General features: G+C 72.5%; 15 protein-coding genes. 8 read left to right on the forward strand and 7 right to left on the reverse strand.

What is annotated here, in order from left to right; all coding sequences use genetic code 11:
• Nucleotides 1-61: 61 nt before the first annotated feature.
• Together AB0M08_RS40480 and gap are read left to right on the forward strand one after the other, a co-directional pair.
• Nucleotides 62-661, forward strand: a complete 600-nt coding sequence (locus AB0M08_RS40480) for a TetR/AcrR family transcriptional regulator (protein WP_364505524.1) — start codon at nucleotides 62-64, stop codon at nucleotides 659-661.
• Nucleotides 658-1,665, forward strand: a complete 1,008-nt coding sequence (gap, locus tag AB0M08_RS40485; protein ID WP_364505526.1) for a type I glyceraldehyde-3-phosphate dehydrogenase — start codon at nucleotides 658-660, stop codon at nucleotides 1,663-1,665. The genes AB0M08_RS40480 and gap overlap by 4 nt, the downstream gene beginning before the upstream one ends.
• Here the strand turns inward: gap and AB0M08_RS40490 are convergent.
• Nucleotides 1,654-2,619 carry a diacylglycerol kinase family protein gene (locus AB0M08_RS40490; RefSeq protein WP_364505528.1) on the reverse strand — a complete coding sequence of 322 codons (966 nt, stop codon included), beginning with the start codon at nucleotides 2,617-2,619 and terminating at the stop codon, nucleotides 1,654-1,656. The genes gap and AB0M08_RS40490 overlap by 12 nt on opposite strands.
• Nucleotides 2,620-2,994: 375 nt before the next feature.
• Between AB0M08_RS40490 and AB0M08_RS40495 the strand changes: the two genes are divergently transcribed.
• Both AB0M08_RS40495 and AB0M08_RS40500 read left to right on the forward strand, forming a co-directional pair.
• Nucleotides 2,995-3,204: a DUF1918 domain-containing protein gene (locus tag AB0M08_RS40495; RefSeq protein WP_364505530.1), complete on the forward strand. Its 210-nt coding sequence runs from the start codon at nucleotides 2,995-2,997 to the stop codon at nucleotides 3,202-3,204.
• Nucleotides 3,205-3,318: 114 nt separating this feature from the next.
• On the forward strand, nucleotides 3,319-3,570 hold the full coding sequence (locus AB0M08_RS40500) for a hypothetical protein (RefSeq protein WP_364505532.1): 252 nt from the start codon (nucleotides 3,319-3,321) through the stop codon (nucleotides 3,568-3,570).
• Nucleotides 3,571-3,590: 20 nt separating this feature from the next.
• Here the strand turns inward: AB0M08_RS40500 and AB0M08_RS40505 are convergent, their stop codons facing one another.
• Nucleotides 3,591-3,755: a hypothetical protein gene (locus AB0M08_RS40505; protein ID WP_364505534.1), complete on the reverse strand. Its 165-nt coding sequence runs from the start codon at nucleotides 3,753-3,755 to the stop codon at nucleotides 3,591-3,593.
• Between the two features lie 374 nt (nucleotides 3,756-4,129).
• Between AB0M08_RS40505 and AB0M08_RS40510 the strand changes: the two genes are divergently transcribed.
• The gene (locus tag AB0M08_RS40510; protein ID WP_364505536.1) at nucleotides 4,130-4,726 is read left to right on the forward strand and encodes a hypothetical protein; all 597 of its coding nucleotides are present in this window, start codon (nucleotides 4,130-4,132) and stop codon (nucleotides 4,724-4,726) included.
• Nucleotides 4,727-4,948: 222 nt separating this feature from the next.
• Here AB0M08_RS40510 and AB0M08_RS40515 read toward each other — a convergent pair whose 3' ends face one another.
• The 3 genes from AB0M08_RS40515 to AB0M08_RS40525 all read right to left on the reverse strand — a co-directional run bounded on the left by AB0M08_RS40515 (nucleotide 4,949) and on the right by AB0M08_RS40525 (nucleotide 7,748).
• Nucleotides 4,949-5,188, reverse strand: coding sequence for a DUF4389 domain-containing protein (locus AB0M08_RS40515; protein WP_364505538.1), 240 nt, complete (start codon nucleotides 5,186-5,188; stop codon nucleotides 4,949-4,951).
• Nucleotides 5,189-5,912: 724 nt separating this feature from the next.
• Entirely contained in the window at nucleotides 5,913-6,779 is an 867-nt protein-coding gene (locus tag AB0M08_RS40520) for a universal stress protein (protein ID WP_364505540.1), read from the reverse strand.
• Nucleotides 6,780-6,833: 54 nt separating this feature from the next.
• Entirely contained in the window at nucleotides 6,834-7,748 is a 915-nt protein-coding gene (locus AB0M08_RS40525; RefSeq protein ID WP_364505542.1) for a universal stress protein, read from the reverse strand.
• Between the two features lie 197 nt (nucleotides 7,749-7,945).
• Here AB0M08_RS40525 and AB0M08_RS40530 point away from each other — a divergent pair, with 197 nt between their 5' ends.
• The 3 genes from AB0M08_RS40530 (at nucleotide 7,946) to AB0M08_RS40540 (ending at nucleotide 11,016) form a co-directional block, all read left to right on the forward strand.
• A complete protein-coding gene (locus AB0M08_RS40530; RefSeq protein ID WP_364505544.1) occupies nucleotides 7,946-8,173 on the forward strand; it encodes an SHOCT domain-containing protein in 228 nt (75 codons plus the stop codon).
• Between the two features lie 124 nt (nucleotides 8,174-8,297).
• Nucleotides 8,298-9,197 carry a universal stress protein gene (locus tag AB0M08_RS40535; protein WP_364505546.1) on the forward strand — a complete coding sequence of 300 codons (900 nt, stop codon included), beginning with the start codon at nucleotides 8,298-8,300 and terminating at the stop codon, nucleotides 9,195-9,197.
• Between the two features lie 1,162 nt (nucleotides 9,198-10,359).
• Entirely contained in the window at nucleotides 10,360-11,016 is a 657-nt protein-coding gene (locus tag AB0M08_RS40540) for a hypothetical protein (protein ID WP_364505548.1), read from the forward strand.
• A gap of 213 nt (nucleotides 11,017-11,229) precedes the next feature.
• On the opposite strand, the gene AB0M08_RS40545 is transcribed toward AB0M08_RS40540, so the two are convergent.
• The gene (locus AB0M08_RS40545; RefSeq protein ID WP_364505578.1) at nucleotides 11,230-11,895 is read right to left on the reverse strand and encodes a HAMP domain-containing sensor histidine kinase; all 666 of its coding nucleotides are present in this window, start codon (nucleotides 11,893-11,895) and stop codon (nucleotides 11,230-11,232) included.
• A 21-nt stretch (nucleotides 11,896-11,916) separates the two neighbouring features.
• The gene (locus tag AB0M08_RS40550; protein WP_364505550.1) at nucleotides 11,917-13,095 is read right to left on the reverse strand and encodes a PAS domain-containing protein; all 1,179 of its coding nucleotides are present in this window, start codon (nucleotides 13,093-13,095) and stop codon (nucleotides 11,917-11,919) included.
• Nucleotides 13,096-13,100 lie beyond the last annotated feature (5 nt).

Consider the following 13,100-nt stretch of genomic DNA (forward strand, 5'->3'; position numbering starts at 1 on the left):
GTCGGCAAGTCCCCGCGGGCTCGCCACGTCGGCTGTACCTACAGGTATGTACACTCGGGGCATGGATTCGCGACAGCGGCTACTGGAGACGATGAGCGAGCTCATGTGGGAGCGCGGCTACGCCGACACCAGCCCCCGTGAGGTGCGCCAACGGTCCGGGGTCGGGCAGGGCAGCATGTATCACCACTTCCCCAGCAAGCGGGACCTGGCGCTCGCCGCCCTCGAACGCAACGTCGCCGACCTGCTGCCGGCCGCCTCCGGGCTCGAGGGGCCGGGCGACCCGATGGAGCGGATCGAGGCGTACCTGATGCGGCCCCGCGACGCGCTCAAAGGCTGCAAGGTCGGGCGGATGACCCAGGACCCGCAGGTCCGGGAGGACCCGGTGCTGCTCGCGCCGGTCGCCGGAGCGTTCGCGACGATCCACGTCAGCTGGGTGACCGTGCTGCGCGAAGCCATCGAGGCCGGGCAGCTGCGGGACGACCTCGATCCGGAACGGCTCGCGCACACGCTGATGGCGGTGCTGCAGGGCGGCTACGTGCTCGCGATCGCACAGCAGGACCCGGGACCGTTCGACGACGCGCGGTCCGGGGCGCTCGACCTGCTGCGGGCAGCAGGAGCGAGAAAGGCAGCAGGGATGAACACCGGGAAGGGAACACCATGACCGTACGCATCGGGATCAACGGGTTCGGGCGGATCGGGCGCAGCTACCTGCGGGCCGCCCTGGCGAGCAACGCCGACGTGGACGTGGTCGCCGTCAACGACCTCACCGACGGCCGTACCCTCGCAAGCCTCTTGGAATGGGACTCGATCAACGGCCGTCTCGACGGGGTCGGGCTCGACGGCGACGCGATCACCCTCGGCGACAAGCGGATCCGGGTGTTCGCGCAGGCCGACCCGGCCGGCATCGCCTGGGGTGAGGTGGGCGCGGACGTGGTGATCGAGGCGACCGGGTTCTTCGCCGACGGGGTCGCGGCGGCGGCACACCTCAAGGGCGGCGCCCGGAAGGTGATCGTCTCGGCGCCGGCCAAGGGCGACGTGCCCACGTTCGTGCTCGGGGTCAACGACGACACGCTCGACGTGGACGGCCACGACGTCTTCTCGAACGGCTCGTGCACCACGAACTCGCTCGCCCCGCTGGCCAAGGTGCTCCACGACGCGTTCGGCATCGAGTCCGGGCTGATGACGACGATCCACGCGTACACCGGCGACCAGCGGCTGCACGACGCGCCACACTCGGACCTGCGCCGGGCCCGCGCGGCGGCGGTCTCCACCATCCCGACCTCGTCGGGCGCGGCCAAGGCGATCGGCAAGGTCATCCCGGAGCTGGACGGGCGGCTGACCGGGGCGGCGCTGCGCGTGCCGGTGCCGGTCGGCTCGATCACCGACCTGACCGTGGCGCTGCGGCAGCGGGCCAGCGTGGCGGAGGTCAACGCGGCGTTCCGGGAGGCGGCGGCCTCCGAGCGGCTGCGGCGCTACCTGCAGTACTCGGAGGCGCCGCTGGTCTCGGCGGACATCGTCGGCAACCCGTACTCCTCGATCTTCGACGCACCGCTCACCGAATCGGTCGGCCACCAGGTCAAGGTGATGGGCTGGTACGACAACGAGTGGGGCTTCTCGAACCGCCTGGTCGAGTTCTCCGAGCGGATCGGCACGCTAATCGCGTGACCGCGCGGCACGGGCGACCGCGGCGGCGTCGTGGGCGAGGTCCGGGTCGGATTCCGGCCGGGGTACGCACAGGACCAGGGCCCGCGGTCGTACCGTGACCAGCAGTTCGCGTCCGGGATCGATCAGGTCGCCGTCGAGCTGGCGGGGCTGGGGACGGTTGCTGCGGATCTCCACCGTGGAGGCGGTGTAGGTCTCCATCCGCGCGACCCTCCCCCGCCGCCGCAGCACACCCCAGGCCAGGGCGAGCCAGTGACGCAGGTTCCTCGGGCTCAGGATCGCCACGTCGAGCACGCCGTCGTCCGGCTGGGCGTCCGGGAGCAGCCGCATGCCACCCTGGAGCCGACCGACATTGCCCACGATGACGGTACGCGGCCGCCGGACCAGCGCGGGCCCGCCGTCCAGCGAGACCTCGACGCGCATCGGGCGGTCCCGCAGGTGCCGGAGCGCCCCGGCGACGTAGGCGAGCCAGCCGACGCGCTTCTTCGCCGTCTCGTCGGTGGCGTCGAGCATCTGCGCATCGAACCCCATCCCGGCCATCACCGCGAACCGCTGCTCGCCGGCGCAGCCGACGTCGATGGTGCGGCGGCCGCCCTGCAGGACGACCTCGACGCCGGTGGCCAGGTCGTCGCTGAGCCCGAGGTTGGCGGCGAGCAGGTTCCCGGTCCCGGCGGGCAGCACGGCGAGCGCGACACCGGTGCCGGCCAGCGCGGTGACGCAGGCCATCACGGTCCCGTCGCCGCCGCAGACGAAGACGACCTCGGCGCCCTCCCGCACCGCCCGCGCGGCCTGACCGGCGCCGGGATCCTCGACGGAGGTCTCCATCCAGATCGGTTCCGGCCAGTCCGCGTCGGCAAGCGCCGCGGTGATGGTGCGGCGCAGCTGATCCGGATCGGCCACTTTGACGGGGTTGACGACGACGGCGGACCGCCGCGGGGCCTGGCGCTCTGACGACATGCCGCCGCCATTACCCCGAACGGCCGCCGCTCAGTCCGATCCGGTCACCGATGGTCAGGCCACGCCGAAGAACGGGGCCCTCCTCATCCATCACCGTCGACGTTAGAAGCGGTCCGGCCGGGGCGGTCAGGGTCGAACGGACGGGGTGCCCGCCGCTGCGCTAGGACACCCCCGCCCGTGGTGGGCGCGGATCATCGGCGCCCACCGCCTCGTCACGTGATCACCGAGCCGTGCGATCGTCGCCATCGCGGATCGCGCGCCGGGCCGGGCGGCCGGGCCGGGCGGGTCTTCCAGCCCTGACCTGCCCCTCCACGACCGGCGAGGATGGAGATGGATCCCCATCGGATTCCTTTGGCGAGATCAGGAGGCCCTGTCATGAAGGCACAGACCGGCGACCGCATCGTGATCGAAGGAGGCCCCGCCGGTACGCGGCGGCGGGTCGGCCTCATCGTCGGCGTCGGGCACGCCGACGGCAGCCCGCCCTATCAGGTGCACTGGCTCGACGACGACCGGACGACCCTGCTCTTCCCGGGACCGGAGACACACGTCGAGTCCCGCCACGACGACCCGGTGCCGACGGCGTAGCGGATCGCGCCGGACGACGCGGGCCACCGGTCCGGTGCCGCACGCCCGGCGGCGTTCTACCCTGGAGATACGGCACGGGAGAAACACCGGACGCTCGGCCGTGGAGGTGGCCCGTTGGGAACCGATGACAAGCAGCGGCAGTTCGACGAGATCGTGGCGCGGCTGCGGACCGACTACCCGTCGCTGCGTCCACGACGGAGCTGGTCACGCGGTGCGCGGATCGCGGTGGCCGTGGTGGGCGGCCTGACCTGGGGGCTGCTCTCCGTCGCGATGGTCGCCTGGGGCGCGGCCGGCGTCGTGCTGACCCTCGCCGTGGCCGTCGTCGCCGCGGCTCTCGCCGTGGCAGCGCACCGCCTGCGCCGCTGACGGCCGGCCGGGCGCCACGCTCAGCGCCACGGCAACCGGAAGTCCTCCGCTGACGGGTCCCCCGAGACGGGCTTCGCCGGACTGCGGCCGGGCTCGGTCAGCCAGCGCGTCGCCAGGTGTGCCGCGGCCACCGCGGCGGGTACCGCCTCGAGGGGCGGGTACCGCCTCGCGGGCGGGTCCACCATGGCGACCAGCCCGAGCAGGGTCAGCCCGGCCTCCGCCTCCGCCTCCTCCCGGCCTCCGGCTCCCCCCGGCCTCCGCCTCCTCCCGGCCGGCGGCGAGCAGGGCCGCGACCATCAGCAGGATCGCGAGCGGCTGGGTGAACTGGGCGAACAGCTGCCGCGGCCAGTGCCGGGCCTGCCGCCGGAAGAGCTCGGTCGGCGGCTGACGCTCGTCGACCTCGAGCCGCCATCGTCTCAGTCATGTCCTCAGCGTCTGCCCGCCGGGGTGCCACCCGTCAGGGCCGTCCGGCCCCCGCCGGTCGGGCCCACCGGCCCGGTTGTTCATGGCACCGCCGGCGAATAGTCAGGCATAGAAGCTCATCGCTAAGGAGGAGACCATGACCGCCACCGGCCGCGACGCGGCCCCGTCGCTCGAGCACGCTCCCGCTCCCGCACCCGCACCCGGATCGATGCTCACCACCACCGCGGCCCGCGGACTCGCGGTGCTGCGCATCCCGCTCGGATTCGTCTTCCTCTGGGCGTTCCTCGACAAGACCTTCGGGTGGGGTTACGCGACCCCGTCCGAGCGCGCCTGGATCAACGGCGGCTCCCCCACCAAGGGCTTCCTCTCCGGTGTCGACGTCGGCCCCTTCCCGGGCTTCTTCACCGGCATCGCCGGCGACGCCTGGGCCGACTGGCTGTTCATGCTCGGCCTGCTCGGCATCGGCGTCGCCCTGATCCTCGGCATCGGCATGCGCATCGCCGCCGGCGCGGCCACCGCCATGCTGCTGCTGATGTGGCTCGCCGAGTTCCCGCCGGCCCAGACCACCGGCGCCGGCGAGGCGACCCACTCCACCAACCCGATCGTCGACTACCACATCGTGTACGCCCTGGGCGCGATCGTCGCCGCGCTCACCGACGCCGGCCGCACCTGGGGCCTCGGCCGCTGGTGGACCGGGCTCCCGCTGGTCCAGCACCACCGCTGGCTGATCTGATCCATCACGGACACCGAGCTCAGCCCAGCACCACACCGGGGCGGTCGCCGACGCGGCCGCCCCGATCATCGGTGCCCGCTCCCCCACGTACCCCGGAAACGGCACCGGCCGGTGAACCATCGGGCCCCTCCTGCCTTCGTTCCCCCTCCGTCGCACCTCGCGGCGGGCGCACCGTTCACAGGGCCGAAGGACCCCTCCTCCGGTACGCCCGCCGCGGGCGGATCAGGCGCCGCCGGACGCCACGCCGGGCGGCTCCCCGGCGGGCTCCCGCTCACCCTGATCGAGCCGGAACGGCGGGTAGGCGCCGGTCAGCAGGATCACGTAGGCGGCCACCCGAAGGTTCCAGCGGGCGACGCCCACCAGCAGGTCGTACAGTCCACGCGGATAGCCGCCGGTGAACAACAGGCTCACGCCCATCACCAGGACGGCCGGCGCGACGAAGCCGGCCGGGCGTGCGGTCACCGACGGATCGTCGTAGTGGCGCGTACCAGGCCGAGCCAGAGGAACACAGGATCACGAGGTGCGGGATCAGCAGAAGCCACTTGACCAGCCGGAGCCACCGGCTCAGGCGCTCGTCGCGACGGGCTTCGACGGTGACGGGATACCGCCCGAGCGTCCCGCAGACCGCGATCAGCCAGGAGAACAAGAGCAGGCCGTAGATCGCGTAGGCGGGCCCGAGGAGCGGCCGCAGCACCTCGGCGACGATCCCGATCGCGCCCGTCGCGATCGGGAGCCACGCCACCGGGGCGGCGGCCGGCCCGTGCCGCATCAGCAGTGAGATCAGCAGGATGCCGAGGGTCTACAGTACGCCGATCGCGGCCGGGACGGCGTTGAGGGCGAGCAGCAGTTCGGCGCCGGCGACGAACGGCGCGCGCTCGCCGGGGGCCGCCTGCGCGTACCGGTCGCTGAGCACCACCATGGCCGGCGCGCCGTCACCGGTCCGGTAGAGCGTGCCGATGAGGGATCGCAGCCGCCGCAGTACGCCGGTGACCGCGGCCAGGTAGACGTCGTTGACCGTGACCCCGTGCGCCCGCGCGGTCTCGGCCGGCCGGGCCAGCGGGGCCCGGCCGGCACCGCGATCGACCCGATGGCCAGGCAGGCGTGCGGATCCTCCTCCTCGGCGTCCAGAAAGAAGGCGTCGAGTGGACTCAACCGATTCATGACAACACCCTTTCCGGTACGGCGGTCAGCGGCGGACGGCGTACCGGTGCGGGATGACGAGCACCGGGCGGCAGGCATGGTGCAGGGTGGCCATGGCGACGCTGCCGATCAGGATCTCGCTCAGCGCCGAACGGCCGGTCGAGCCGACGGCCACAAGGGCCGCGTGCCGGGCACCGGCCTCGCGGGCGAGCGCCGCGGCGATCGACCGGCCGCGCTCCGCCGGGAGGCCGTTCTGTTCGACGGTCACCAGGCCCTCCGGCGCCGGTCCGGCCGGTGCGGCGCCGTCCTCCACCAGGACGGGTTCCATCGCACGCCCGGGGAACAGGCTGCGGACCACCGCGGCGGCCGCCGACGCACCGGGGGAACCGTCCCAGCCGAGCACCACCGGCCCCTTCTCCAGGGTCTCCTGTTCCGCCTCGAACAGCGGGTACGGCACCACGAGCACCGGGCAGGGCGCGTAGTGGACCACCATGTCCGAGACGCTGCCCAGCACCGCGCGGGCGCCGCCGAGCCCCCGGGCACCGACCACGATGAGATCCGTCCCGGTCCGCTCGGCGAGCTGGGTGAGCTGCATCCCCTCGCCGCCGTAGGTCCGCTCGATCAGCGGCTCGGCGGTCCAGCCCCGCGCGGCGGCCAGGTCGGCTCCGATCGTCGCCAGCCGCCGGGCCTCCGCCTCGCCCTCACGCTCCACGGCCGCGACGAAGTCGTCCAGGCCGGCCGAGCGATGCCGGAGCCGGCGCCGCAGGGCGTCACTGCCGAAGGGTGGGGTCCAGACGTACGCCACGGCGGCGTTCCCGGCCGGCAGCAACCGGGCGGCGGCCTCGATCGCCGCGCCGGCCGGCACCGAGCCGTCGTAACCGACCAGAATCCGGCCGACGGTAGCCTCGGACATCGTCGTCTCCTCTCTGGGATGAACGTTCCCCCCACGGGCCGGTACGCGGACTCGTCAGACCACGAAGACCGGGCAGAACGACCGCTGCGGCAGCAGGTGAGCCGCCGGGCTCAGCAGCGTGCGGGCGAGCAGGTCGTGCCGACTGCGGCCGACGACCACCGCGGCGGCCCGCGCGGACTGCTCGATCAGGGCCTCGACCGGGTCGCCGGAGAGGATCCGGTGATGCACGGTGACGCCGTCGCGGTGCTCGACCCGGCGGGCCACGTCCATCCGGCTGCCCACGACGTGCAGCAGGGTCACGTCGCAGCCCCGGACCGCCGCCTCGGCGAGGGCGTACTCCATCGCCGCGTGCGCGGGCGGGGATCCGTCGACCGCGGCCAGCAGCGGACGGCTGCCGAAGTCCGGGCCGGCCGGCCAGCCGGGCATCCGGACCACCATGACCGGCCCGGCGTGCCGGCGGGCGACCTGGTCGGCGACGCTGCCCCCGAGGGCGGTGGTGGCGGCGCCGTGCCGGTGCCCGACCACCAGCAGGTCGGCCTCGTTCGCCAGATCGAGCAGGGCCGGGACCCGGGACGACGCCGCGGCGAGGCGGCTGGTGACCGGGACGGTGGGCACGATCGCGTGGACCCGGTCGGTGAGCCGCTCCAGCAGGCGTTCCCCGGACTCGTCGGTTCCGCTGCGCCGGACCGTCACGATCCGCAGCGACCAGCCGTGCAGTTCGGCCTCGATCGCGGCCTGGTCGAGGGCGCTGCAGCTGATCGGGCTGTCGTCCACCCCGACCAGGACGATCCCGCCGTTCGGCGCCACCCGGCGGGTTCCGGTGGCCGGGACCAGCATGGGTGCGGGCGCGTACGGGTCGGTGTAGCCGGTGGCGCCGAGGTAGCGGTTGATCGCCTCACCGAACTGGGTCGGCGTCCTCGTACCGCGACGCGCTGTCTTCTCCGCGGTGAAGTGGTCGAGGTTTGACATGGCGGCACCTCCGCGAAATGCGGGGAGGCCGGCAACGGTGCCGGCATCCTCTACCTCCAGCTCATCACCGGTGTGCCCACCGGTGACAGTGCCGTTCGGCCCGTGTGTCCGGACCCTGCTCGCGGGACCTTCGCCTCTGACCGGACCTCCCGTTCCGGTCGAGACTGACGGTGAGGAGCACGGAAGGGAGTGCGGTCATGATGTACGGACACTTCGCCGGAATGAGCGCGAGCTGGCTCGTCTCTCTGCTGGTCACCCTCGTCGTCGTCGGCGGGGTGATCGCCATGCTCGCCACCGTGGCCCGGGGCCTGCCCCGGACGTCCTCGCACGCCGAGCGGATGCTGGCCGAACGGTTCGCGCGCGGCGAGATCGACACCGAGGAGTACGAGGAACGCCTGCGGGTCCTGAACGCCGCCCACCGCTGACGACGTTCCGTGGGGACTTTTACGACATGCGGGACCTTCGGTCCGCCCGGCTGGGCCCTCCTGCTCTGCTCCGCCTTCCCGGCGGCGCCCGACGATCGAGTGCGGACTCGGAGAGGAGCCTGACATGACGGTCGCGCTGGCCGCGCCGGGCCGCCCGGTCGACGTCGCACGCGAAAGGCGGTCGAATCTCATGGAACTGTCAGGACACCTGCCCGTCGTCGCCGGGGTCAGCGGATCACCCGCCAGCCTCCGGGCGGTCCGGGAGGCGGCCCGCGAGGCCGAGGCACACGGATGCCCGCTCCGGCTCGTCCACGTCTTCGACTGGGCGCCCACCTCCGCCGGGCGGCCGGAGCACCCCGGCGACCTGCTCCAGCTGGCCCGCGCCGAGGCCGACCGGGCCGCGCCCGGGCTCTGGGTGACCACCGAGCTGATGGAGGGGAACCCGGTGACCGCCCTGATCCGGGCGTCACGGCGAGCCACACTCACCGTCATCGGCGACGGCGACCTGCACGACCGGGACTGCCTGCCGGCGGGTGCGACGGCCGTGCAGGTCGCCGCCCGCGCCGCCGCCACGGTGATGGTGGCCCGCCCGTCGCCGGCGCCGGGCGGGCCGCTGCTGGTCGGGATCGGCGACGCCCCCGCCGATCACCTGCTCGACTTCGCGTTCGGCGCGGCGGCGCGCCGGCACACGCCGCTGGTCGCCGTGCACGTCGGCGACGCGCCGGAACGGGCCGCCGCCCTCCGGGACGCCGTGGCCGCGTACGCCGAGGCGACCGGCGTCGAGGCCGAACTGCGGGTGTTCGACGGCGACCCGGCCGAGGTGCTGCGCCGGGAGGCACGCGGAGCCTCGCTGACCGTGGTCGGCGCCCGGGGAACGCTGCCCTACCAGGGGATGCTCGGAGCCGTCACCCAGACACTGCTGCACCACGGGCGCGGGCCGCTCGCCATCCTGCGCGGCGCCCGGCCCGTGGTCATGCGCCACCTCGACGCCCTGGCCGGCGCCCTTTCCGGGTCCCGCCGATGACGACGCGGCGGCGTTCCCCGGTTGCAGCAGATCGGTAGGGAGCCCACGCCGAGCTGAAGCGTCCGGTCATCCGCGATCTCGTCACCGGGACCAAGCCCGGAATCGTCACGCCGATACCGAATGGCGCGTGTCTCCTCCTACACCTCCTGATGATCATCGATGCGAGGCGGCGGACCCGGCTTGCCGTGCGTGCAATACAGAGGTCGTCGGATGTGATCAACAATCCATTGTCGACCATTGGACAGCTATCCGGGTGCAAGATCATGGAGGCGGTCCAAGATCGATGGCATCATCTCGGCATGCGCCGAACCACATCGACGGTCGGCATGCCGACCGTTTTTGTGCCGGCATGCGGTACCCCCACGACTGACACGCCGAACGCCCTGAAGACGCCCACCCCGGTCTCCGCGGTGGCCGCGAACGGCACCCCGGCTACGGGCACTTGCTCGCCACCAGTCGTCCCGCCGACGGGGGCCGAGCGTGTGATCAAAACCGCCGATGCCGGGGTCGCCGCCCCAGAGGCGGGACACCACGACGTCCCCTGCCGTGTCGGCTGGGTCCGGAGTGGGACCGGACGCCTGCAGCACCATCGACGGCAGCGACGGCGATCTCCCCACCACCTGGCCGGCATGACCAGAACCGGCCAGGAATTGCGCCCGGCCGCCCGGTCGGCCGACGCCGGTCCGGCCGGGCGGCAGGACCGCGTTCGGCGACGGCTACCCGTTCGCCCTGACGAGCACCCTGTGTACCCGTCGATACGGTGACCGCCTTCGCGCGCCGCGCGGAGAGGATCGCCGCCGTGCAGACGGCGCGATGAGGCACGAACAAAATACCGCACCACAGTCGCCGGGCCGTCGCATAGACATCGGTCAGGTCCGGCTGGATATCAGATGTCTGCTCATTGAGGAGGTGATGGAGAAACCGTGTCGCGAATAGCCCGTTCTGGACTGTCCGACAGCCTCGGCGCAGACCAGAAATGAATTTCTGACGGGCGCCATCCCAGAAGGACAGTACATCCGCCATACCCGGTCTTCCGGGCGCGGCTGTCCTGGCCCGGTGTGACTCCGCCGGCTACCCGCGCCGGCCCCGGCAGTCGCCCGGTCAGTCCTGGCGAAGAGTTTTGTTTGGTGCCACTTCGGCACGCCCTTTTAGGAGAATCGACATGTTTGCAATGGTCAAGATCGGCGCCATCGCAGGGGGCTGCGCAATCGCTCTCAGCCTCGCGGCCTGCTCGTCCAGCGACTCCGAGGCCCAGCCGGCCACGGGAGCCGGCTCGGCTGCAGCCGCTACCACCGCGGCGTCGGCTCCGGCCACTGCGGTGAGCACCGGAGCGGAAGGGGCCGCCGCCTCCGGCTTCGGCGCCGACATCCGTGACGGACGGCAGTTCACCTTCACCACCGTGCAATCCGGCGGTAAGAAGGCGCTGACCGTGAGCGCCGACGGCGTGCTGGTCGTCACCGAACAGCCCGACGAGCGATCGGTGTTCGCGCCCTTGGCGATCAAGGCCGGCGGGGACGAGTATCTGATGCGGACCGCGACGAAGATCGACGGCTACTGGTACTGCCTGTCGAGGGAGGAAGACGCCGCCGCCCAACTCGACCGCCTGAAGATCACCGACTGCGAGCCCAACGAGACGAAAGAGCACTTCACCTTCGAGAAGGGGCCGGACGGCTGGTACATGAAGGTTGATTTGGATCTCGTCTTCGCCGACGCCGCCGACGGCAAGATCTTCGTGCAGCCGGCCGGCGAAGGCGACGGTTTGAGCACCTTCACCGCCATCGACAAGGGCGAGGCGGAAAAGGTCACCCTGACCGACTGACGACGGGTCTGTCGAACCTGTACCAAGGATTCGGCACGTAGAGCGCTCGATTGGCCGGATGCGCGGCGCCCCCGGTCCGCACCTGGACCAGGCGCCGCGCAGCACCCGAGACCCGACGTGGGTACGGAGCCGGTACCTCAGCATCAACGGGATCCGGCGCCAGGAGGCGTAGCCGAAACCGTGCAGCGGCGGAGAGGCGGGCCTGTGGCGTCGTCAGCCCGTCAGGCCGTCACGCCCGCGGGTGGCGCCCTCCGGGAGGATCAGGGTGAAGACCGACCCGCCGGCCGGGTGCGCCCGGTGCACGACGTCGCCGCCGTTGGCCCGGGCCAGCTCGCGGACGATGTAGAGGCCGAGCCCGGTGCCGCGTACCTCGGCCGCGGTCGCCGGGTCACGGGAGAAGCGGTCGAAGAGCCGGGCACGGAAGCTCTCCGGTACGCCCGGCCCCCGTTCCTCGACGTCGATGCGCACGCTCCCGCCGTCGCGGCGGACGGTGAGCGCGACCGCACCGCCGCCGTACTTGGCGGCGTTGGAGAGCAGGTTGGCGACGATCTGGTCGAGGTGGCCGGGCCGCACGACGGCGACGGCGTCCGGCGGCCCGTCCACGGTGAGATCCCCGCCGGCGGCCTCGACGACGCCGGCGAGACGCTCGGTGACCCGGACCGGTACGGGCCTGGCGGTCAGCTCACCGGACTCCACGGTGACCATCGCCAGGAACTCCTGGAGGATGGCGCCGAGCCGGTCGGCGTTGCGCCCGACCGCGGCCATGCTGTGCAGCTTCTTCTCCGGGGTCAGCCGTTCCCAGTGCTCCAGGGCGGTACCGCTGAAACCGACGATGGCGGCCAGCGGATTGGCGATCTCGTGGCCGAGCATCCCGATCAGGTCGAGCTTGAGCTGATCGGCCTACTCCAGCCGGGTGTTCTGCGAGGCCAGGGTGGCCATCGCGGCGTCGCGCTGCGCCTCGGCGCTCTTGCGGGCCGCGATGTCCTGGAAGACACCGGCGAACCGCTGCGGCCGGCCGTCCGCGCCCCGGACCGCGGCGATGTTCATGTGCACGTCCAGCAGGCTGCCGTCGGCCCGGACCAGGTGGCCCTCGGCGCTGACCGAGTCGGTCACGCCCGCGACCATGCCGGCCAGGGCGGCCGTCCGGGCCGCGGTCTTGGCCGGGTCGTACAGCCGCGCGGCCGGGCTCCCGATCAGCTCGTCGCGGGTGTAACCGAGCATCGCGGCGAACGCCGGGTTGACGTCCTCGATCACGTCGTCCAGCCCGCGGATCATCTGGCCCACGCTGGAGTGCGTGAACTGCGACCGGATCCGCTGCTCGCTGGCGGCCAGGGCACGCTCGTCGTCCCGGCGGGCGGTGACGTCGGTGTTGATGGCGAGGATGCCGATCGGCTCGCCGGCGGCGTCACGCTGCAGCGCCTTGCGGGACAGGATGGTCACCCGCCGCCCGTCGGCCCGGCAGTGCTCGACCTCGCCCTCCCACCGGCCGTCGCGGTGCAGGAGTTCGGTGATCTCGTCCCGTCCGGTGCCGCCGGGCCAGGCCGTACCGAGCAGACGGTCCAGGTCGTGGCCGGTGGCGACCTCGGCGGGCCAGCCGTACACGTGCTCCGCCGCGGGGTTCCAGTACCGGATCCGCCCGTCCATCCCCCGGACGATCACCGCGTCCTGGGTGAGGTCGAGCAGCTGGGCGCGCTCGTCGATGATCCGGCGACGGGTGATGTCGTCGGTGATGTCCCGGGCGGTCGCGGCGAACAGGTCCCGGCCGGGCAGCGGAATGGTGTGCCACTTCATCCAGTGATGACCGCCCGCACGGTCGCACATCCGGTTGACCAGTTCCGCTCTCTCCCCGGCGGGCAGCCCGGCGGCTGCGGTGACCGCGGCGATGGTGGCCTCCCGGTCGTCGGGGTGGACGAGACGAAGGATCCCGGTACCGCACAGCTCGTCGGGCGGGTGACCCAGTGTCCGTTCCCAGGCCCGGTTGGCCCGGATCACCCGGGCCTCCGCGTCCATCAGCAGGAAGAGGTCCGGTACCGTCGGCCCGGATGTAGCGCTTGTCCAGCTGGTAGCTGTCCAGCTCACCGGCG

The organism is Actinoplanes sp. NPDC051851 (assembly GCF_040681165.1).
GTDB lineage: Bacteria > Actinomycetota > Actinomycetes > Mycobacteriales > Micromonosporaceae > Actinoplanes.